The sequence below is a fragment of the Pseudomonas azotoformans genome, assembly GCF_001579805.1.
In the GTDB taxonomy this organism is placed as follows: Bacteria; Pseudomonadota; Gammaproteobacteria; order Pseudomonadales; family Pseudomonadaceae; genus Aquipseudomonas; species Aquipseudomonas azotoformans_A.
On record NZ_CP014546.1, the window covers coordinates 944,369 to 964,870 of the forward strand.

A 20,502-nucleotide genomic window follows, 5' to 3' on the forward strand; every position below is an offset into this window, starting at 1 on the left:
GCTCTTTCTTGCAGCTTGAAGCTTGTGACTTGCGACTGTTCTTAAAAATCCTTGCAAAGGCGCAGGGCGTCATAGATCGCAGCATGGGTATTACGCTGCGCCACACAATCACCGATGCGGAACAGCAAGTACCCGTCACCCGCCTCGCTCAAGCACGGCTGCGGCTTGATCGCGAACAAGGCTTCGACGTCGATCTGGCCCTTGTTGCGCGAGCCTTCCTTGAGTGCGTAGTAGATAGCTTCATCCGGACGCACGCCGTTCTCGACGACCACCTGGTCCACCACCCGCTCCTCTTTAGCGCCGGTGTATTCGTTCTCCAGCACCGCCACCAGCTTGTCGCCTTCGCGGTAGACCTTTTCCAGCATCATGTCGCCGGTCATGATCACTTCCTTGGGGTACATGCTGCGGTAGTAGGTCGGGAACGACGTACCGCCGATGGCTACGCCCGGTTTGATGTCGTCGGTGACGATCTCGACCTGGCTGCCCTTGTCCGCGAGGAAATCCGCCACCGACATGCCGGTGAATTCGCAGATGGTGTCGTACACCAGCACGTTCTTGCCCGGCGCGACTTTGCCGTCGAGCACATCCCAGCTGCTCACCACCAGGCCTTCGGCCGCGCCCCAGTGTTCGTTCTGTTCCACGTTCGGATGTCCGCCTACCGCCAGCACCACTACGTCCGGACGCACGTCCAGGATAGTGTCGGCATCGGCGGCCACGCCCAGGCGCAGGTCGACCTTCAACCGCGCCAGCTCCAGCTGGTACCAGCGGGTGATACCGGCGATCTGGTCACGCTGAGGCGCCTTGGACGCCGTGGTGATCTGCCCACCAATAAACTCTTTCTTTTCGAACAGGGTCACGTCGTGGCCACGTTCGGCAGCCACGCGTGCAGCTTCCATCCCGGCCGGGCCGGCACCGACCACTACAACTTTGCGTTTGACGCCGGTGGTTTTTTCGATGATGTGCGGCACGCCCATGTATTCACGGGAGGTCGCGGCGTTCTGGATGCACAACACATCCAGGCCCTGGTACTGGCGGTCGATGCAGTAGTTGGCACCGACGCACTGCTTGATCTGGTCGATCTGGCCCATCTTGATCTTGGCGATCAGGTGCGGGTCGGCGATGTGCGCACGGGTCATACCGACCATGTCCACATAACCGCCTTCCAGGATGCGCGTGGCCTGGTTTGGGTCCTTGATGTTCTGCGCATGCAGCACCGGGACCTTGACCACTTCCTTGATACCGGCGGCCAAATGCAGGAACGGCTCCGGTGGATAACTCATGTTGGGGATCACGTTGGCCAAGGTGTTGTGCGTGTCACAACCCGAGCCCACTACGCCGATGAAATCCAGCATGCCGGTGTCGTCGTAGTACTTGGCGATCTGCTTCATGTCCTCATGGGACAAGCCGTCCGGGTGGAATTCATCACCGCACAGGCGCATGCCAACGCAGAAGTCGTCACCGACTTCGGCGCGCACGGCTTTCAGCACTTCCAGGCCGAACTTCATGCGGCCTTCGAAGGTGCCGCCCCACTCGTCGGTACGCTTGTTGACCCGCGGGCTCCAGAACTGGTCGATCATGTGCTGGTGCACGGCGGACAGTTCCACACCGTCCAGGCCGCCGGCCTTGGCGCGTTTGGCTGCGCTGGCGTAGTTGCCGATCACGCGCCAGATTTCTTCCGGCTCGATGGTCTTGCAGGTCGCACGGTGCACCGGCTCACGCACGCCAGACGGCGACATCAGCGTGGGCCAGTTGAAGCCGTCCCAACGCGAGCGACGGCCCATGTGGGTAATCTGGATCATGATCTTGGCGCCATGCTTGTGCATCGCGTCGGCCAGGTTCTGGAAGTGCGGGATGATGCGGTCGGTGGACAGGTTGACCGAACTCCACCATTCCTGCGGGCTGTCGATAGCCACGACCGAGGAACCGCCGCAGATCGCCAGGCCGATACCGCCCTTGGCTTTCTCTTCGTAGTACTTCACATAGCGGTCGGTGGTCATGCCGCCGTCGGTCGCGTAGACCTCGGCGTGGGCGGTACTGAGCACGCGGTTGCGGATGGTCAGTTTGCCGATCTGGATCGGCTGGAACATTGCTTCGAAAGCCATGGCACGGTCCTCGGCTTACAACGGCTTGACGGTGAACAGGCCGTCATCGTGGCCCTCTTCGGAGCCTCCGTAGACTTGTTCGGCGACAGTGCGGATCTGGCTGCCGCGGGCTTGCAGGATCTGGTCCATGGCGCCGGCAAACCAGCCGGTGAACATGTAGTCCACCTTACGCCCGACCTTGCCGTACACGTACACAAACGCGGAGTGTTCCAGCTTGACGCTGCAGGTGCCCTTGTCGAGGTCGATATCCTGGATCTTGAACAGGCCCCAGCCGCGTTGCGACAGGCGCTTCATGTAGTGCTCGAACACCGCGACGCCTTCCAGGCCGTGGCATTCGGCTTCTTTTTCACACCAGTGCCACGCGGATTTGTAGCCGGCCTTGTAGAGGATTTCGGCGTAGGCGTCGGCGCCCAACACTTCTTCAATACCAATGTGGTTGTTGACGAAGAAATGGCGTGGCACGTACAGCATTGGCAGGGCGTCGGAGGTCCAGACACCGGTTTCGCTGTCGACTTCGATAGGCAATTGCGGGGCGATCTTGGCCATGGAAACTTAACTCCAGAAAAATTCTTGTTGATGCCCCCGGCGCGAATGGCCGGGGGGAAAAGATGCGGTGGCGGTGGCTTATTCGCCCCAGACGTCCTTGAGGACGTTCACCCAGTTTTCACCCATGATCTTGCGTACCACGCGCTCAGGGTGGCCGCGCTTGAGCAGGGTCTCGGTGAGGTTGGGGAACTCGCCCACGGTGCGGATGCCCAGCGGGTTGATGATCTTGCCGAAGCTGGTCAGGCGGCGGGCGTAGCCCTTGTCATGGGTCAGCATTTCAAAGAAATCCTGGCCATGGCCCTGGGTGAAGTCGGTGCCGATGCCGATGGCGTCTTCGCCGACGATATTCATGGTGTATTCGATGGCTTCGGCGTAGTCGTCGATGGTCGAATCGATGCCTTTGGCCAGGAACGGCGCGAACATGGTCACGCCGACAAAACCACCGTGGTCGGCAATGAACTTGAGTTCTTCATCGGACTTGTTGCGCGGGTGCTCTTTGAGCCCGGACGGCAGGCAGTGGGAGTAGCACACCGGTTTTTTCGATTCGAGGATGACTTCTTCGGAAGTCTTGGAGCCGACGTGTGAGAGGTCGCACATGATGCAGACGCGGTTCATCTCAGCGACGATTTCACGGCCAAAACCCGACAGGCCGCCATCACGCTCGTAGCAACCGGTGCCGACCAGGTTCTGGGTGTTGTAGCACATCTGCACCACACCGACGCCGAGCTGCTTGAAGATCTCGACATAGCCAAGCTGGTCTTCGAAGGCATGGGCGTTCTGGAAGCCGAAGATGATGCCGGTCTTGCCCTGCTCCTTGGCGCGGCGGATGTCGGCGGTGGTTTTCACCGGGATCACCAGGTCGCTGTTTTCACGGATCAGGGTCTGGCTGGCCACGATATTGTTGATGGTGGCCTGGAACCCTTCCCACACCGACACGGTGCAGTTGGCAGCGGTGAGGCCGCCTTTGCGCATGTCCTCGAACAGGTCGCGGTTCCACTTGGCAATAATCAGCCCGTCGATAACGATGCTGTCGGCGTGCAATTCGGCTGGGCTCATCAGGCGTCCCCTTATTGGCGATTCATGCGCCGAATCGTCTGCCGGCGCTTTGGGGCCAGCATATGCCCAGGGGCCGACAGAGCCGGGTGCAAAAACGACAGGGGAATTGCCGAAAGCGTCAATCCACGACAAAGCCTGTTATGAGAGGTCTGACTGGCGGCTGTTCTTTGTCTTACGCTTGAGCCAGAATTCCCGCATCACCTGATATGAGACGGCGCAATGAAATCGATTTTCCTGGCTTTGGCACTCATCGCAACCGGCGTCCACGCGGCCGAAGACACCGACAGCACGCCGTGCGACGGCATCGAAAACGACAAGCAAACCCTGGAATGCGCCTCCTACAACAAAACCACCGCCGAACAACTGCTCAAAGACAACTATCAAGGTCTGCTGGAACGCATGGCTTCGACCTATGGCAGCGACAAGACCAAGCTGGCGGACATTACCGCTCGTCTGAAGGATGCCCAGCAGAAGTGGGAAAAGTTACGGGATGCTGATTGCGCCGTGGACACCTTCCCGGCAGTCAACGGCACCAAGGCGTATGCGATTGCGCAGAATGATTGTCTGGCACGAATGAGCGATGAGCGGTCGGAGTTTTTGGAGTCGATTGGGCAGGAGTAACGGCTAGAAGGCTTTCCCGATTGAATTGAAGGCCATTTGCACCTGATCCCGCTGGGCTTTGTCGATATTGAGGTCAGCGCAATGCTGATGCCACCGGGATAGAGCCTCCATCGTCTGCTCGATGTAGAGGTCAGGTTCAAGAAAGCTGAAGGGTGCACAGACCTTCTTGATTGCCGTGCGTGATGGCTGGCCTGCACCTGCAAAAGCACTGGTGTTCTCATTCCCCCGACCGCTGGTATTGGCAAACGTCAGGTCATAGGCCGGCGCCATCTGCCAGCCTGTCGATGAGCCAAAGAACGAGAAGTTTTTTGCGTGGTCGTCACGGTTATGGGTCAGTGCATTGAACACCATCAGCCGGGCCATTTTTTCCACCTCCCTGGCATTTTTGGTGATCGCGAAGGTCAGGCGCAACAAATCGCCATAGTCCAGGCTGGGCATACGGTAGTCGGCATACAGAATCGCCGCAGCGGTGAGCATATGACGCTTCGTAAGACCCACGCGGTCAAAGCGCCGTGTGACGAAAAACCGCTCTATTGCGGTAGCTGTCTCTACCTCAAGTAACGCCGAGTCTGAAATTTCGACCCCCGCGATACGGGCCATCAAGGCGTAGGCCTGTTCGATAGCGCCACTGTCCGGATGCTCTTCCTGGCTACGGAACTTGATCAACCAATGTTCGTAACCTTCAGGCATCTCACCAAATGAAGAGATAGCCTGCGTCTTGTCGGATGAAAGACCCATGACTGCCTTAGGACGTGCACCGCCAGGGGAGCCGCCCGCGAGGCGCAGTGACTCAATCACGTCTTTCGACTCACCCGACAGCACCTCTTGTGAAGCCTGGTAAAGAGAGGCCAGGTCAAGCTCGTTCTGTTCTGGCCTCTTTTCGAACGCTGGCTTGTATTCCAGTGCCCCCATACCCCGATTATCCATATAGGCGAGCCGCTCCAATGGGCCGATCGCACGACGCTCCATGCCCAATTGCGTGCGAAAGAAGCGGTCCATCAACAAGAGCCCCCAGCCATCGGGCAACGAATCGCTGAACGCCCCTTGCAGGCCACCGAACAGCAATGCGTCTGCCGCCAACTGAGGCGCCGAAGAAAAGTCCATGTACAACGGCGCCAGGTTGAAGCCGTTAGCCAGCCAACTCGGATCATACGAAAAATAAATGCCCCGGCCAGGCGCATCTACCAGCTCACCGACGCGTGAGCCCTGCAACATCACGTGCAGTGCAGAGACTGTTTTCATCGGCGTCCTCGCAGCCTGGTTTGGCTTTTCAGTTCCTGAAGACTGAGTGGCGGTGGTGCACTGAACAGATTCGCCATTTGCTCTCCTACCCCCAGGCTCATGGCGATCAGCAGCAGCGCATCGAGGGATACCTTGCCGGTCGTTTCAAAACGCTTGAGTGTGGATTCAGCCACTCCGGACTGGGCTGCCAAGGCTCGGCGAGAAAGGTTCTTGCTCAGCCGCAGAGCCTTGGCATTACCGGCGATCTGCAAGGCAATCTCTCCAGGGGCGTAGAGAATATGCGTAAGGGCCATGGTTCGACCTCAGAGGAGTGTTAGCAAGTGTAGCAGGCTACCCTACAATCATATTAAATAATGGATAACGGGTTATCCATAAAACGATGATTATCGACATAACGGATAATATATTGACCCTTATTTCATAATCTCTTCGATCTGATCTCCAGTGCCTTTGACCCCCATCGAAAGGTAAGCGACCATCTGCGCCATCTCACCTCCTTCAAGGCCAAACCATGAAAACCTGCGGCATCGAAATCAAAGGCAGCGAAGCCATCATCGCTGTCGCCTCCCTGGACAATCAGGCGTTGAGCCATGTCGCCCTCGCGACCAAGAAGATCGCACTTGAAGACGACGATGAGGCCGCCAACGTCAAAGCCTTCGCCGCTCAAGTGAAAGCGTTTGTGCAGGAAAACGCCGTCACCCGTATCGCCATCAAGAAACGCAGCAAGAAGGGTGAATTCGCCGGCGGCCCGACCACGTTCAAGATTGAAGGGGTGTTTCAGTTGCTGGATGCGGTTGAGGTGACGCTGCTGTCACCGCAGACCCTCAATGCGCAGAACAAGAAGCACAATTTTGAACTGCCGGCGACGCTGAACAAGTATCAACATGAGGCCTACAAGGCAGCCTGCTCGGCCCTGCTAAAGAAATAAGAAACCCCCTATTCACTGTGGGAGCTGGCTGTACGCCCCCTGTGTTGCAGCCAATCGCCAAAGGTCTTGTCCTCCAGGGCATAACCGCCCCGGCTCGACTTCCACACCAGTTCCTTGTCGCGCAGGGCATCGATGCAAGCCTGAATCGTCTGGGTGCCCGGCACCACGTCGCTGCCCATGTCTTCCAGCGCTTTGCTGACCGCAGCGAGGGTGCTGTCGGTGAACGGCGCGAAGGGTTCGTTGGTTTGAGAGCGCTCTACCATCACTTGCAGCACCGCGCGCTGGGGGATGGTGAGCGTGTTCCAGGCGCTTTCGAATTCGGTCCACACGCCTGCGCGCAACAGTTCGGCGCGACTGTGCAGCAGTTGGCCCAAATTGCTCGCCTCACCCAGCTCCAGCGCCACTTCGCCGATGATCGTGCGCAACATCTCGGGCCGACGGCCAACCAGCTCAAACGCCTCATCAATATCGGCCGGGTTGAATTGGTTGGTTTTCGCCAAGTGCGCGTTGAGGTGCGCGGTATAGGCCTGGGTGAACGCTTTGCCCAGCAACGGGAACGGCGTAATGCTGGATCCGAAGAAAGGCTGGCTTTTACCCAATACCAGGTGGGCCAGCTTGTCGCGATTGGAGCCAGTGAACACCAGATGCAAACCGCTGCCTTCCTCGTCACGCCCCTGGTTGAGCTGATCCCGGGCGGCCTTCAGCGCAAACATCGCATTGATGCCTGAATCGCTGGTCAAGGCGTGCTGCGCCTCGTCAATCACCAGGACGACGGTTTTTTCCGCCGCGTGATGCAATAACTCCAAGGCTTGGGTCAAGGTCGCGCCGACGGGCAATTGAGGCTTGCTGAAGTCCCAGGACAGCGTGCGCAGAAAACTCAGTTTCTCGATCCCAAGGTTCTTGGCGAGCTTGCGAATGCCCTTTTCATAGGGCACCAGCGCTGCGCCAATGGCGCTGGCAATCAACTCCGCAGGGTCTTTCTCTTTGTCGGCCCACAGATCGACGTACACCGCCAGCCACCCTCGCAGCTGACACTCCGGGATCAGGTCTTCACGCAAAAAAGTACTTTTTCCCGTGCGACGCGGTGCCGCGAGAAACAGGCCAGAGGTGAAATCCTGGATACCGGCCCCCACCAGGCCGTCGGCAATGCTGCTTGCCAGCGCGGGACGGCGGAATACAAAGCCGCTGTGCTTGGACATGGTTTTATACTCAATTATGGAAAGAACTATAAATTATAGTAACGAGTATAATTTACTATAATTGGCCGTCAAACCACTTCCCTTCGCCGATCCTCCCTCGGGCACTTCGCAAACCGTGCCCGATAACTGCGGGTGAAATACGACGGCGATTCAAACCCACAGGCAATGCTCACTTCCAGCACACTCATGTCGCTCTGGCGCAGCAGCTGCCGGGCTTTCTCCAGGCGCAGGCCGAGGTAGAAGTTGCTGGGGGTGTCGTTCAGGTGCAGGCGGAACAGGCGCTCCAGTTGGCGACGCGTCACTTTGATCGCTTCGGCCAGCGCCAATGTGCTCAGCGGCGGCTCGGTGTGCTGCTCCATCTCGCCGATCACTTGCACCAACTTCTTGTTGTTGATGCCGTAGCGCGTGGCGATCTGCATGCGCTGGTGGTCTTTGCGTGGGCGGATGCGGCCGAGCACGAATTGTTCGGAGACCTGGATCGCCAGTTCGGGGCCGTGGGCCTGGGCGATCAGGTCAAGCATCAGGTCGATGGAGGCCGTACCGCCAGCGCAGGTGATGCGGCGGCGGTCGATCTCGAACAGTTCCTGGGTCACGGTGAGCTGTGGATAAGATTCCTTGAAAGCGTCGATGGCTTCCCAGTGCAGGGTCAGGCGATGGCCATCGAGCAGGCCTGCTTCGGCGAGTACGCAGGCGCCGGTGTCGATGGCGCCGAGGGTCACGCCGTCGTGGTCGAGGCGGCGCAGCCAGTGTTCCAGCGCGGGGGTGGCGAATTGCAGCGGTTCGAAGCCCGCGACCACCAGCAAGGTCGCGCCTTTTTTCAACGGTTCCAGCGCGGCGTCGGCGTTGACCGACATGCCATTGCTCGCCAGCACCGCGCCGCCATCGGCGCTCAGCACGTGCCAGCGGTACAGCTCGCCACGAAAGCGGTTGGCCACCCGCAGCGGTTCCAGCGCGGAGATAAAGCCGATGGCCGAGAAGCCCGGCATCAGCAGAAAGTAGAAATCCTGGGACATGGTGGCGCTCTCGTCGGACGGGCAGCGTGGCACTGTGATACTCCCGTTCTCGGGTGGATTCAAGGGGGCAGGTCGCTGCAGTGCAAGAGCTGGTCGCCGCCGTGCGTTTTATAGGCCCTCAAGCTGCGTAACTTGATCCCACGGCGCACAAAGACGCCGGACCCCACAATAACGACCTGCCGAGGGATCCACCATGAACCGACTGATCAGCCGCTGTGTGCTTGCACTCAGCGCCAGCGCCATCTTGAGCACGAACGTACTGGCTGCCGACGCGGCATCTTGCCAGAACGTGCGCATGGGCGTGGTGAACTGGACCGACGTAATCGCCACCAGCGCCATGACCCAAGTGTTGCTCGACGGCCTCGGCTACAAGACCAAACAGACCAGCGCCTCCCAGCAAATCATCTTCGCCGGCATCCGCGACCAGCGCCTGGATTTGTTCCTGGGCTACTGGAACCCGCTGATGACCCAGACCATCACGCCGTTCGTCGACGCCAAGCAAGTCAAGGTCCTCGACAAACCCAGCCTCGAAGACGCGCGCGCCACCCTCGCCGTGCCGACTTACCTGGCGGACAAGGGCCTGAAAACCTTCGCTGACATCGCCAAGTTCGAAAAAGAGCTGGGCGGCAAGATCTACGGCATCGAGCCAGGCTCGGGCGCCAACACCCAGATCAAGGCGATGATCGCCAAGAACCAGTTCGGCCTGGGCAAGTTCCAGCTGGTGGAATCCAGTGAAGCCGGCATGCTCGCCGCCGTCGACCGCGCGGTGCGCCGCAAGGAAGCCGTGGTGTTCTTCGGCTGGGCGCCGCACCCGATGAACGTCAACGTCGCCATGACCTACCTCACCGGCAGCGACGACGCCCTGGGCCCGAACGAAGGCATGGCCACCGTGTGGAGCGTCACCGCGCCGAACTACGCCGAGCAATGCCCGAACGTGCACAAGCTGCTGACCAACCTGACCTTCACCGCCGCCGACGAGAGCCGGATGATGCAGCCATTGCTGGATCACAAGGACGCCATCGAGTCCGCCAAGCAGTGGCTCAAGGATCACCCGCAAGACCAGGCGCGCTGGCTGGAAGGGGTGACTACCTTCGACGGCAAGCCGGCCGCGGCCAACCTGCAATTGACCAGCCAATAACCTTTTCTGAACCACCGTTTCGCAGCTCAACCGGGCTGCGAACGGCACCCCCACGCCTGTAAGGAACCGCCAAATGAACCACGACGTCATCATCACCTGCGCACTCACCGGTGCTGGCGACACGACCAGCCGCAGCCCCCACGTGCCGGTCACCCCCAAACAAATCGCCGCCGCCGCCGTGGAAGCGGCCAAGGCCGGCGCCACCGTTGTGCACTGCCATGTGCGTGATCCTGAAACCGGCAAGTTCAGCCGCGACGTCGCCCTGTACCGCGAAGTGATGGAGCGCATCCGCGAGGCCGACATCGACATTATCGTCAACCTCACCGCCGGCATGGGCGGCGACCTGGAGATCGGCGGCGGCGAGAATCCAATGGAGTTCGGCCCCAACACCGACCTGGTCGGCCCGTTGACCCGCCTGGCTCACGTCGAGGAGCTGCTTCCGGAAATCTGCACCCTGGACTGCGGCACCCTGAACTTTGGCGATGGCGACACTATTTACGTCTCCACCCCGGCGCAACTGCGGGCCGGCGCTAAGCGCATCCAGGAACTGGGCGTTAAGCCTGAGCTGGAAATCTTCGACACCGGTCACCTGTGGTTCGCCAAGCAGATGATCAAGGAAGGCCTGCTCGACAACCCACTGTTCCAACTGTGCCTGGGCATCCCATGGGGCGCACCGGCAGACACCACCACCATGAAAGCCATGGTCGACAACCTGCCCGCCGACGCGGTGTGGGCGGGCTTTGGCATCGGCCGCATGCAAATGCCGATGGCGGCGCAAGCGGTGCTGCTGGGCGGCAACGTGCGGGTCGGCCTGGAAGACAACCTGTGGCTGGACAAAGGCGTGCTCGCCACCAACGGCCAGTTGGTGGAGCGCGCCAGTGAAATACTCAGCCGCCTGGGTGCACGGGTCATGACCCCGGCGGAAGGTCGAATCAAGATGGGTTTGACCAAGCGCGGTTGATCGTAGCCACCACTTTTTTTAGGAATTTGCCATGAGCTTTATCACCGAAATCAAAACCTTCGCCGCCCTCGGCAGCGGTGTCATCGGCAGCGGCTGGGTGTCCCGCGCGCTGGCCCATGGCCTGGATGTGGTCGCCTGGGACCCGGCGCCCGGTGCCGAAGCCGCACTGCGCAAGCGGGTTGCCAATGCCTGGGGCGCCTTGGAAAAACAAGGCTTGGCGCCGGGCGCGTCCCAGGACCGCCTGCGCTTTGTCGCCACCATTGAAGAGTGTGTGAAAGACGCCGACTTCATCCAGGAAAGCGCCCCGGAGCGCCTGGAACTGAAACTCGACCTGCACAGCAAGATCAGCGCAGCGGCGAAACCGAATGCGTTGATAGGGTCGAGCACGTCCGGCCTGTTGCCGAGCGAGTTCTACGAAGGTTCGACCCACCCTGAGCGCTGCGTGGTCGGCCACCCGTTCAACCCGGTTTACCTGCTGCCGCTGGTGGAAGTGGTCGGTGGCAAGAACACCGCACCAGAGGCAATCCAGGCCGCGATCAAGGTGTACGAATCCCTCGGCATGCGCCCCCTGCACGTGCGCAAGGAAGTCCCCGGCTTTATCGCCGACCGTCTGCTTGAAGCGCTGTGGCGTGAGGCCCTGCATCTGGTCAATGACGGCGTGGCCACCACCGGCGAAATCGACGACGCGATCCGCTTTGGCGCGGGCTTGCGCTGGTCGTTCATGGGCACCTTCCTGACCTACACCCTGGCAGGTGGCGACGCCGGCATGCGTCATTTCATGGCGCAGTTCGGCCCGGCGCTGCAATTGCCGTGGACCTACCTGCCGGCGCCGGAGCTGACCGACAAGCTGATCGACGATGTAGTCGACGGCACCAGCGATCAGCTGGGCAAACACAGCATTTCGGCGCTGGAGCGCTATCGTGATGATTGCCTGCTGGCGGTGCTGGAAGCGGTGAAAACCACCAAGGCCAAGCACGGCATGACCTTCGCCGAATAACGGAACCCCTGACATGCCCGCACTCACCACCTACAGCACCCAGGTCCACCCCGACTGGGTGGACTACAACGGCCACCTGCGCGACGCGTTCTACCTGCTGATCTTCAGCTACGCCACCGACGCGCTGATGGACACCCTCGGCCTGGACAGTGAAAACCGCGAAGCCAGCGGCCATTCACTGTTCACCCTGGAGCTGCACCTCAACTACCTGCACGAAGTGAAACTCGGCGCCGACGTGGAGGTGCATACCCAACTGATCGCCTTTGATGCCAAGCGCCTGCACCTCTATCACAGCCTGCATCTAGTGGGCGATGAAAAGGAGCTGGCGGGCAACGAGCAGATGCTGCTGCACGTTGATCTGGCCGGCCCGAATTCGGCGCCGTTCACCAAGGCCACGCTGGAAAAACTGACGGTTATCAGTGCGGAACAGGCCGACCTGCCGCGCCCCGCCCTGCTCGGCCGAGTGATTGGACTGCCCCCCAAGAAGCAATAAGGAGCCACCATGCAAGCCGCCGCCGCTGTCGCCGATTTCCGTACCTACCCGAAGATCTGCGACATCGCGGACGTGCGGGTGCTGGACGATCAAATCCTCGTGCATTGGGCCGATGGGCGGGTCAGCCCGTTTCATCATCAATGGCTGCGGGACAACTGCCCCTGTGCAGAATGCGTGTACAGCGTAACCCGCGAACAAGTACTGGAGATTGTCGACGTAGACGCCAATCTCGGGGCTGCCTCGGCCCGTCTTGATCAAGGCAATCTGTGGGTGGAATGGAACGGCGGCCACCGCAGCCAGTACGATCCCGGCTGGTTGCGGGCTCATGCCTACGACGATGAATCCCGTGCCGAACGCCGTGCGGCGAAGCCCCAACCCCAGTTGTGGGACAGTCGCTTCCAACTGCCGGTGTTCGACTACTCGGCGGTCATGGAAGACCCGAACACGCTGCTGCAATGGTTGCTGGCGCTGCGCGATTCAGGCCTGACGCAAATCCGAGGCGTTCCTACCGAGCCCGGCTCCCTGGCGCTGATCGCCAAGCGCATATCCTTCATCCGCGAGAGCAACTTCGGCGTGCTGTTCAATGTGCAATCCAAGGCCGATGCCGACAGCAATGCCTACACCGCTTTCAACCTGCCCTTACACACCGATCTGCCCACGCGGGAGCTGCAACCCGGCCTGCAATTCCTGCATTGCCTGGTGAACGATGCCAGCGGTGGCGAGAGCATTTTTGTCGACGGGTTTGCCATCGCCAACGCTTTGCGCACGGAAGAGCCCGAAGCGTTCCGGGCACTGTGTGAGATCCCGGTGGAGTTTCGCAACAAGGACCGGCACAGCGACTATCGCCGCCTGGCGCCGATCATTGCACTGGATGCGCTGGGGGATGTGGCGGAGATTCGCTTGGCCAACTTTTTGCGTGGGCCGTTCGAGGCCAGCGTTGCGCAGATGCCGTTGCTGTATCGCGCGTATCGACGTTTTATCGCCATGACGCGGGAGGATCGTTTTCGTGTGGTCAAGCGCCTGAATCCGGGGGAACTGTGGTGCTTCGATAACCGCCGCACCTTGCATGCGCGTAATGCTTTTGACCCGGCTTCCGGGGCGCGGCACTTCCAGGGTTGCTACATCGATCGGGATGAGTTGCTCTCGCGAATTTTGGTATTGCAGCGTTAAAAAAAGCCCCGATCCAGCCGTGACTGGATCGGGGCAGAGTGCCTTGTGTGAGCGTGACATCCTGAGGGTGACCAAACCTTCAAGCTGAGTGCCTGAGTTCAGTGTGCCCATTAATGCGTTCGGTAAACGGCCCGAAAACGACATGCTCATAGCCATCTGAGGCATTCGTGCAATCTGCCCTTGCCGACCGCTTGGGCGGCTACCAGAATCGAGGTCAAACCCCGTTCCCTTCACCAGGATAAACGTCATGATGCACGCGGATTTGATTGACCAGGATGACCTGCTGGGCCAACTGCGCTCACTGGGTTTTGAAGTGTCCAGCGGCGCCACCGCCGAGCAGGCCTGCGAGTGTGCGGTGCGTGGGTTGAGCGAGGCGCGGGCCAAGGCGCTCAAAGGGATGGTTGAACAGATGTACACCGGCAGCGCGACGATCCTGCCGGCGGTGCGGCAGGCAATCGACAAGCAGCTATTGCCGGCGTTGGTGCAGTTCAAACAGAACTCCGGCGCCTGAATAGATCACTGTGGCGAGCGGGCTTGCCCCGCGTTGGGCTGCGCAGCGGCCCCAAAATCTTGGGAGCGCTTCGCACTCCAACGCGGGGCAAGCCCGCTCGCCACAACCATAACCACAACCACAACCACAACAAGCCTGCTCCCACAGGGTCTAGAGCCTTACGCTGGCAAACGTCGATTCGTTACGCGCCTGACTCAACGCCGACATCGGCCCCGACAACGGTGACAACACCAGCGCCTGCGGAATCGGCATCATCGCCACTTGTTGGGTGGTGTTGGAGCCCACACGCTCATCCCGTGGCGGAATGCCGAAGTATTCGCGGTAGCACTTGGAGAAGTGCGGCGTGGAGACAAACCCGCACACCGACGCCACTTCGATGATCGACATCGGCGTTTGCTTGAGCAACTGCCGTGCGCGGATCAGGCGCAGCTTGAGGTAGTAGCGCGACGGCGAACAGTGCAGGTATTTCTGGAACAGACGCTCCAGTTGGCGGCGGGACACGGCGACGTACACCGCCAGTTCGTCCAGGTCGATCGGTTCTTCCAGGTTGGCCTCCATCAGCGCGACGATTTCCTGCAGCTTCGGCTGGTTGGTGCCGAGCATGTGCTTGAGCGGCACACGCTGGTGATCCTGTTCGTTGCGGATGCGTTCGTACACGAACATCTCGGAGATGGCGGCCGACAGTTCACGGCCGTGGTCGCGGCTGATCAGGTGCAGCATCATGTCCAGTGGCGCGGTGCCGCCGGAGCTAGTGAAGCGGTTGCGGTCGAGGGTGAACAGGCGTGTGCTCATGGCCACGCGGGGGAAGGCTTCCTGCATCGAGGCCAGGCATTCCCAGTGCACGCTGCAATCAAACCCATCGAGCAAACCGGCGCAGGCCAGTGCCCAACTGCCGGTGCACACTGCGCCCAAGCGGCGCGATTGGCGCGCCTGGCTTTGCAGCCACGACACATGTTCACGGGTAACGGTGCGCTGGATACCCACGCCGCCGCACACGATCACGGTGTCCAGGGCTGGGGCTTTGTGCATGGAAGCATCGGGGGTGATTTGCAGACCGTCGCTGGCCCACACCTGGTTTCCGTCGACACTCAAGGTCGTCCAGCGATACAACTCGCGACCGGAGAGCTGGTTGGCCATGCGCAGGGGTTCGACTGCGGAGGCCAGGGAAATCAGCGTGAAATTGTCCAGCAGCAAAAAGCCGATGGATTGAGGCGCACGGTTCTGGGGTTGGGCCCCGGAGTTGAACGACGTCATCGCGGTATCTCCTCACACAAAGCGGGTGATGGCCTCAGGCGAGGCTCTTGTTATTGCGCTCTTCATCCAGCCAGGAGAGAGGCTTTGAATTGATAGAGCAAATGCCATGCCTAAAATTGAATGGCCGTCCAATAACTCCTAAAAACGACCTGATGACGCGTCTAGATAAGCCCGCGCCGCGAGTACGGATATAGCCGGAATCGGCTGTAGGAACGAGCCTGCCCACGAGGCGTGAGCAGATCGGTAGCACTTGTGGGAAGGCGCTTTGCGGGTGTGGGAGAAGTCTGTCACCCCAAGCACGGGTGACCGGTGGTCAGGCGGGAAATCGTTCGGTAGCTACTTATCTGTTTGCGACGCGCTAAAAGGTGGCGCGTTTGGATCCGGGTGTTCACTTAATGAGCAGGAGTGCCACTCAACACTCCACAGCACTCACGGCCAACCCACCCCGCGATGTCTCTTTGTATTTGTCATGCATATCCGCCCCGGTATCGCGCATGGTGCGGATCACCCGGTCCAGGGAGATAAAGTGCTGGCCATCGCCACGCAGCGCCATTTGCGCAGCGTTGATCGCCTTCACCGCCGCAATCGCATTGCGCTCGATGCACGGCACTTGTACTAGCCCACCCACCGGGTCGCAGGTAAGGCCCAGGTTATGTTCCAGGCCGATCTCGGCGGCGTTGCACAGCTGCTCCGGCGTAGCACCGAGGATCTCGGCCAAGCCGGCGGCGGCCATGGCGCACGCCGAACCCACTTCGCCCTGGCAACCGACTTCGGCACCGGAGATCGAGGCGTTCTTCTTGCACAGGATCCCCACCGCCGCCGCACCCAGCAGGTAGTCGACGACGTTGGCTTCAGTCACTTCCTCGCTGAACTTCATGAAGTAGTGCAACACCGCCGGAATAATCCCCGCCGCGCCGTTGGTAGGCGCGGTGACCATACGTCCACCCGCGGCGTTTTCTTCATTGACCGCCAGCGCGAACAGATTGACCCATTCCATGGCGCTCAAGGTCGAGCCGATCACATTGGGCTTGTTCAATTCCTGCAGGCTGCGGTGCAACTTGGCCGCACGCCGGCGCACGTTCAAACCGCCAGGCAGGATGCCTTCGTGCTTGAGGCCTTGCTCCACGCAATCCTGCATGGCGCGCCAGAGCTTCATCAGGCCACTGCGGATTTCTTCTTCGGAGCGCCAGACCTTTTCATTGGCCAGCATCAACTCGGCCACGCGCAGGTTGTGGGTCTTGCACAGCTGCAACAGCTCCACCGCGCTGGAAAAATCGTAAGGCAACTCGGTGCGGTCCATATCGGCCACGCCGCTTTGCGCCTGGGCTTCATCCACTACGAAACCGCCACCCACTGAATAGTAGGTGTCGCGGTGCAGTTCAGCGCTGTCGCCGTACACCACCAGCGTCATGGCGTTGGGGTGGAACGGCAGGTTTTCGTCGAGCAGGCGCATGTCCCGCGCCCAGACGAAGGGCACCGGCAAACGCCCGTCCAGCAGCAAGGTGTCGGTCTCGCGCAGGGTGTGAATGCGCAGGCCGATTTGCGATGGATCGATTGCGTCCGGCCACTCGCCCATCAGCCCCATGATGGTCGCGGTGTCGCTGCCGTGGCCAATGCCGGTGGCGGACAAGGAGCCGTAAAGCTGAACTTCGACGCGCCGCACTTGTTCCAACAGTTCACGTTCACGCAAGCCTTGAACGAACAACGCCGCGGCGCGCATGGGGCCGACGGTGTGAGAACTCGAAGGCCCGATGCCGATCTTGAACAGGTCGAAAACACTGATAGCCATTGCCGTGGAACTCCGCAGGTGAGCAAACCGGGCACCAAGGAGCTGCTACGCTCAAATCGCCCAGATGGCGGCATCATCAAGCTTTTGCTGACCGCCACGGCGTCTCACACCGACGTAACCATGCTCACCAGCGTCGCTTGCGTACGATCACCTGTTTTGGCCGTTTTTAGCGGTGCAGATGGACGAAAACTGCAGTTTCGCCTCTGGAAAAATCTGTAAGCGACGTCACCGACACTGGATACGACCATCCCTGTACTGGATACGACGCCCCCTGTAGGCGTCAGATTTTCACTGGTACATGATCAGTCTCGACTCGTTTGCAAGGCACCGTGCCAGAGCTGTTGTCGCACGCACCAACCGCAACACTTATAAAGCGCGGCGAATGCCGCCAGAAAAAACACAGGAGTCTACCCAGATGAAAGGTTCACCCTCGTTGTTGTTGGCCGCCATGCTGAGTCTGCCAGTCATGGCGCACGCCGCAGAACCGGCACAATGTCAGACCGTCAACTTCTCCGATGTCGGCTGGACCGACATCACCGTCACCACCGCGACCACCAGCGAGATCCTCAAGGGCCTGGGCTACAAGCCGCGCACCACGATGATTTCGGTACCCGTGACCTACAAGTCACTGGCCGACGGCAAGAACATGGACATCTTCCTCGGCAACTGGATGCCGACCATGGAAAACGACATCAAGCAGTACCGTGATGCCGGCACCGTGGAAACCGTGCGCGCCAACCTGGAGAACGCCAAGTACACCCTGGCCGTCCCGGAAGCGCTGTACAACAAAGGCCTCAAGGACTTCGCCGACATCGCCAAATTCAAGGATGAGCTGGGCGGCAAGATCTACGGCATCGAGCCAGGCAACGACGGCAACCGCACCATCCAGACGCTGATCGACAAAGACGCCTTCGGCCTGAAAACCGCCGGTTTCAAAGTCGTCGAATCCAGCGAAGCCGGCATGCTCTCCCAGGTCGAACGCGCCTCCAAGCGTGACCAGGCCATCGTGTTCCTCGGCTGGGAACCGCACCCGATGAACACCCGCTTCAAGATGAAGTACCTGACCGGCGGTGACGACTCGTTCGGCCCCAACTACGGCCAGGCCACCATCTACACCAACACCCGCAAGGGTTATACCCAGGAATGCAGCAACGTCGGCCAGTTGCTGAAAAACCTGGTGTTCACCCTGGATATGGAAAGCACCCTGATGGGTAAAGTCCTGGACGACAAACAAAAGCCTGACGCCGCCGCCAAGGCCTGGCTGAAAGCCAACCCGCAAGTCCTCGACACCTGGCTCGCCGGTGTCACCACCGTAGATGGCAAACCAGGACTCGACGCCGTTAAAGCCTACCTCGCCAAGTAATGTTGTCCCCGGGGCGGTGCGCTGCCCCGGGATGTTTTCCCTCTTCGCATGTGGACATTCACTACCATGCTGACTGAACAGAAAATCCCACTAGGCCAGTACATCGCTGCCTTCGTCGAATGGTTGACCCAACACGGCGCCAACTACTTCGACGCAATCGCATCGACACTGGAAACGATGATCCACGGCGTGACGTTCGCGCTGACCTGGTTCAATCCGCTGGCATTGATCGGTCTGATTGCGCTGCTGGCTCACTTTATCCAACGTAAATGGGGACTGACTGTTTTTGTCATCGCCTCCTTCCTGCTGATCCTCAACCTGGGGTATTGGCAGGAAACCATGGAGACCCTGGCGCAAGTGCTGTTCGCCACCCTGGTCTGCGTGGTCATCGGTGTGCCGCTGGGCATTGTTGCCGCGCACAAACCGTTGTTCTACACCATGATGCGGCCGGTGCTCGATCTGATGCAGACCGTACCGACCTTCGTCTACCTCATCCCTACCCTGACCCTCTTCGGGCTGGGTGTGGTGCCTGGTTTGATCTCTACGGTGGTGTTCGCGATTGCCGCGCCGATCCGCCTGACCTACCTGGGTATCCGTGATGTACCGCAAGAGTTGATGGACGCCGGCAAGGCCTTTGGCTGCTCGCGCCGTCAGTTGCTCTCGCGCATTGAACTGCCCCACGCCATGCCGAGCATTGCCGCCGGCATTACCCAATGCATCATGCTGTCGTTGTCGATGGTAGTGATCGCGGCCCTGGTGGGCGCCGACGGCCTCGGCAAACCGGTGGTCAACGCGCTGAACACCGCCGATATCGCCTTGGGCTTTGAAGCCGGTCTCGCGATCGTGCTGCTGGCCATCATGCTCGACCGCATCTGCAAACAACCCGACGCTAAAGTAGGGGGTGATGCATGAGCATTATCCGATTCGACAATGTCGACGTGATCTTTTCCAAAGACCCACGCGAGGCGCTCAAGCTGCTGGACCAAGGCATGAGCCGTAATGAAATCCTGAAAAAGACCGGGCAGATTGTCGGCGTAGAAAAGGCCAGCCTGGATGTCCAGAAAGGCGAGATCTGTGTGCTGATGGGCCTGTCGGGCTCCGGCAAATCCAGTCTGTTGCGCTGCATCAACGGCCTCAACACCGTCAGCCGTGGCCAGTTGTTCGTGGAGCATGAAGGTCGCCAGATCGACATCGCCTCCTGCACACCCGCCGAGCTGAAAATGATGCGCACCAAACGCATCGCCATGGTGTTCCAGAAGTTCGCCCTGATGCCTTGGCTAACGGTGCGCGAAAACATCAGCTTCGGCCTGGAAATGCAGGGCCGTCCGGAGAAAGACCGACGCAAGCTGGTGGATGAAAAGCTCGAACTGGTAGGCCTGACCCAATGGCGCAACAAGAAGCCGGACGAACTCTCCGGCGGCATGCAGCAGCGGGTCGGCCTGGCCCGCGCGTTGGCGATGGACGCCGACATCCTGCTGATGGACGAACCCTTCTCCGCCCTCGACCCGCTGATCCGCCAAGGCCTGCAGGATGAGTTGCTGGAACTGCAACGCAAGCTGAGCAAGACCATCGTCTTCGTGAGCCACGACCTCGACGAGGCGCTCAAACTGGGCAGCCGCATCGCAATCATGAAAGACGGCAAGATCATCCAGTACAGCGTGCCGGAAGAGATCGTGCTGAACCCGGCGGACGACTATGTGCGCACCTTCGTCGCGCATACCAACCCGCTGAACGTACTGTGCGGCCGCAGCCTGATGCGCACCCTGGACAACTGCAAGCGTGTGAACGGTTCAGTGTGCCTGGACCCAGGCGGCGACTCATGGCTGGACCTGGCCGAAGGCAACACCATCAAAGGTGCCCGCCAGAATGGCGCGGTGATGAACCTGCAGAACTGGGCGCCAGGCCAAGCGGTGGAAGGCCTGGGCCGGTTGCCTACGCTGGTGGATTCGAATATCGGCATGCGCGACGCGTTGCAGATTCGTTATCACACCGGGAACAAGCTGGTGTTGCATGACAACAACCAGGTGGTGGGGATTCTCGGAGACAGCGAGTTGTACCACGCCCTGCTGGGCAAGAACCTGGGGTAATCCCCCAGGTACAAAAACGCCGCGAGGATCGC

21 protein-coding genes are annotated in these 20,502 nt (G+C 60.2%); 12 read left to right on the forward strand and 9 right to left on the reverse strand.

The window, feature by feature from the left end; all coding sequences use genetic code 11:
- Window positions 1-41: 41 nt before the first annotated feature.
- From dgcA to AYR47_RS04485, 3 genes are all read right to left on the reverse strand, one after another.
- Complete coding sequence (gene dgcA, locus AYR47_RS04475; protein WP_016977794.1) at window positions 42-2,102, reverse strand: dimethylglycine demethylation protein DgcA; 2,061 nt, start codon at window positions 2,100-2,102, stop codon at window positions 42-44.
- A 15-nt stretch (window positions 2,103-2,117) separates the two neighbouring features.
- Complete coding sequence (locus tag AYR47_RS04480) at window positions 2,118-2,648, reverse strand: DUF5943 domain-containing protein (RefSeq protein WP_033898043.1); 531 nt, start codon at window positions 2,646-2,648, stop codon at window positions 2,118-2,120.
- A gap of 78 nt (window positions 2,649-2,726) precedes the next feature.
- Window positions 2,727-3,704: a dipeptidase gene (locus tag AYR47_RS04485; protein ID WP_061434424.1), complete on the reverse strand. Its 978-nt coding sequence runs from the start codon at window positions 3,702-3,704 to the stop codon at window positions 2,727-2,729.
- 219 nt (window positions 3,705-3,923) lie between these two features.
- Here AYR47_RS04485 and AYR47_RS04490 point away from each other — a divergent pair, with 219 nt between their 5' ends.
- Window positions 3,924-4,325: a lysozyme inhibitor LprI family protein gene (locus AYR47_RS04490; protein WP_016977792.1), complete on the forward strand. Its 402-nt coding sequence runs from the start codon at window positions 3,924-3,926 to the stop codon at window positions 4,323-4,325.
- 3 nt (window positions 4,326-4,328) lie between these two features.
- On the opposite strand, the gene AYR47_RS04495 is transcribed toward AYR47_RS04490, so the two are convergent.
- Together AYR47_RS04495 and AYR47_RS04500 are read right to left on the reverse strand one after the other, a co-directional pair.
- Window positions 4,329-5,567 (reverse strand): type II toxin-antitoxin system HipA family toxin, encoded by a 1,239-nt coding sequence (locus AYR47_RS04495; RefSeq protein WP_061434426.1) that lies wholly within the window; start codon window positions 5,565-5,567, stop codon window positions 4,329-4,331.
- The gene (locus AYR47_RS04500; protein WP_033898040.1) at window positions 5,564-5,860 is read right to left on the reverse strand and encodes a helix-turn-helix domain-containing protein; all 297 of its coding nucleotides are present in this window, start codon (window positions 5,858-5,860) and stop codon (window positions 5,564-5,566) included. Before AYR47_RS04500 ends, AYR47_RS04495 begins: the two co-directional genes overlap by 4 nt.
- 218 nt (window positions 5,861-6,078) lie before the next feature.
- Here AYR47_RS04500 and AYR47_RS04505 point away from each other — a divergent pair, with 218 nt between their 5' ends.
- Entirely contained in the window at window positions 6,079-6,495 is a 417-nt protein-coding gene (locus AYR47_RS04505) for a DUF3010 family protein (RefSeq protein ID WP_033898039.1), read from the forward strand.
- 8 nt (window positions 6,496-6,503) lie between these two features.
- Here the strand turns inward: AYR47_RS04505 and AYR47_RS04510 are convergent, their stop codons facing one another.
- Together AYR47_RS04510 and AYR47_RS04515 are read right to left on the reverse strand one after the other, a co-directional pair.
- Window positions 6,504-7,694: an AAA family ATPase gene (locus tag AYR47_RS04510; RefSeq protein WP_061434428.1), complete on the reverse strand. Its 1,191-nt coding sequence runs from the start codon at window positions 7,692-7,694 to the stop codon at window positions 6,504-6,506.
- A 68-nt stretch (window positions 7,695-7,762) separates the two neighbouring features.
- Complete coding sequence (locus tag AYR47_RS04515; RefSeq protein ID WP_016977789.1) at window positions 7,763-8,707, reverse strand: GlxA family transcriptional regulator; 945 nt, start codon at window positions 8,705-8,707, stop codon at window positions 7,763-7,765.
- Window positions 8,708-8,900: 193 nt separating this feature from the next.
- On the opposite strand from AYR47_RS04515, the gene AYR47_RS04520 reads away from it, so the two are divergent.
- The 6 genes from AYR47_RS04520 (at window position 8,901) to AYR47_RS04545 (ending at window position 13,977) form a co-directional block, all read left to right on the forward strand.
- Window positions 8,901-9,845 carry a choline ABC transporter substrate-binding protein gene (locus tag AYR47_RS04520; RefSeq protein ID WP_038848891.1) on the forward strand — a complete coding sequence of 315 codons (945 nt, stop codon included), beginning with the start codon at window positions 8,901-8,903 and terminating at the stop codon, window positions 9,843-9,845.
- A gap of 73 nt (window positions 9,846-9,918) precedes the next feature.
- Entirely contained in the window at window positions 9,919-10,806 is an 888-nt protein-coding gene (locus AYR47_RS04525) for a 3-keto-5-aminohexanoate cleavage protein (protein ID WP_033898035.1), read from the forward strand.
- A 31-nt stretch (window positions 10,807-10,837) separates the two neighbouring features.
- Window positions 10,838-11,803: an L-carnitine dehydrogenase gene (locus AYR47_RS04530; protein ID WP_033898034.1), complete on the forward strand. Its 966-nt coding sequence runs from the start codon at window positions 10,838-10,840 to the stop codon at window positions 11,801-11,803.
- A gap of 13 nt (window positions 11,804-11,816) precedes the next feature.
- Window positions 11,817-12,296 carry a thioesterase family protein gene (locus tag AYR47_RS04535; RefSeq protein WP_061434430.1) on the forward strand — a complete coding sequence of 160 codons (480 nt, stop codon included), beginning with the start codon at window positions 11,817-11,819 and terminating at the stop codon, window positions 12,294-12,296.
- A gap of 9 nt (window positions 12,297-12,305) precedes the next feature.
- Window positions 12,306-13,466: a gamma-butyrobetaine dioxygenase gene (locus AYR47_RS04540; protein ID WP_061434431.1), complete on the forward strand. Its 1,161-nt coding sequence runs from the start codon at window positions 12,306-12,308 to the stop codon at window positions 13,464-13,466.
- Between the two features lie 247 nt (window positions 13,467-13,713).
- Entirely contained in the window at window positions 13,714-13,977 is a 264-nt protein-coding gene (locus AYR47_RS04545) for a hypothetical protein (RefSeq protein WP_010207120.1), read from the forward strand.
- A gap of 150 nt (window positions 13,978-14,127) precedes the next feature.
- Here the strand turns inward: AYR47_RS04545 and AYR47_RS04550 are convergent, their stop codons facing one another.
- Both AYR47_RS04550 and AYR47_RS04555 read right to left on the reverse strand, forming a co-directional pair.
- Entirely contained in the window at window positions 14,128-15,231 is a 1,104-nt protein-coding gene (locus AYR47_RS04550; protein WP_005792167.1) for a GlxA family transcriptional regulator, read from the reverse strand.
- 412 nt (window positions 15,232-15,643) lie between these two features.
- Window positions 15,644-17,020 (reverse strand): L-serine ammonia-lyase, encoded by a 1,377-nt coding sequence (locus AYR47_RS04555; RefSeq protein WP_033898029.1) that lies wholly within the window; start codon window positions 17,018-17,020, stop codon window positions 15,644-15,646.
- Window positions 17,021-17,038: 18 nt separating this feature from the next.
- On the opposite strand from AYR47_RS04555, the gene AYR47_RS32475 reads away from it, so the two are divergent.
- The 4 genes from AYR47_RS32475 (at window position 17,039) to choV (ending at window position 20,470) form a co-directional block, all read left to right on the forward strand.
- Window positions 17,039-17,239, forward strand: coding sequence for a hypothetical protein (locus AYR47_RS32475; RefSeq protein ID WP_133075420.1), 201 nt, complete (start codon window positions 17,039-17,041; stop codon window positions 17,237-17,239).
- A 196-nt stretch (window positions 17,240-17,435) separates the two neighbouring features.
- Window positions 17,436-18,383, forward strand: a complete 948-nt coding sequence (locus AYR47_RS04560; RefSeq protein ID WP_033898028.1) for a choline ABC transporter substrate-binding protein — start codon at window positions 17,436-17,438, stop codon at window positions 18,381-18,383.
- 66 nt (window positions 18,384-18,449) lie between these two features.
- Window positions 18,450-19,295 carry a choline ABC transporter permease subunit gene (choW, locus tag AYR47_RS04565; RefSeq protein ID WP_016972877.1) on the forward strand — a complete coding sequence of 282 codons (846 nt, stop codon included), beginning with the start codon at window positions 18,450-18,452 and terminating at the stop codon, window positions 19,293-19,295.
- The gene (gene choV, locus AYR47_RS04570; protein WP_033898027.1) at window positions 19,292-20,470 is read left to right on the forward strand and encodes a choline ABC transporter ATP-binding protein; all 1,179 of its coding nucleotides are present in this window, start codon (window positions 19,292-19,294) and stop codon (window positions 20,468-20,470) included. The genes choW and choV overlap by 4 nt, the downstream gene beginning before the upstream one ends.
- The last annotated feature ends 32 nt before the right edge of the window (window positions 20,471-20,502 follow it).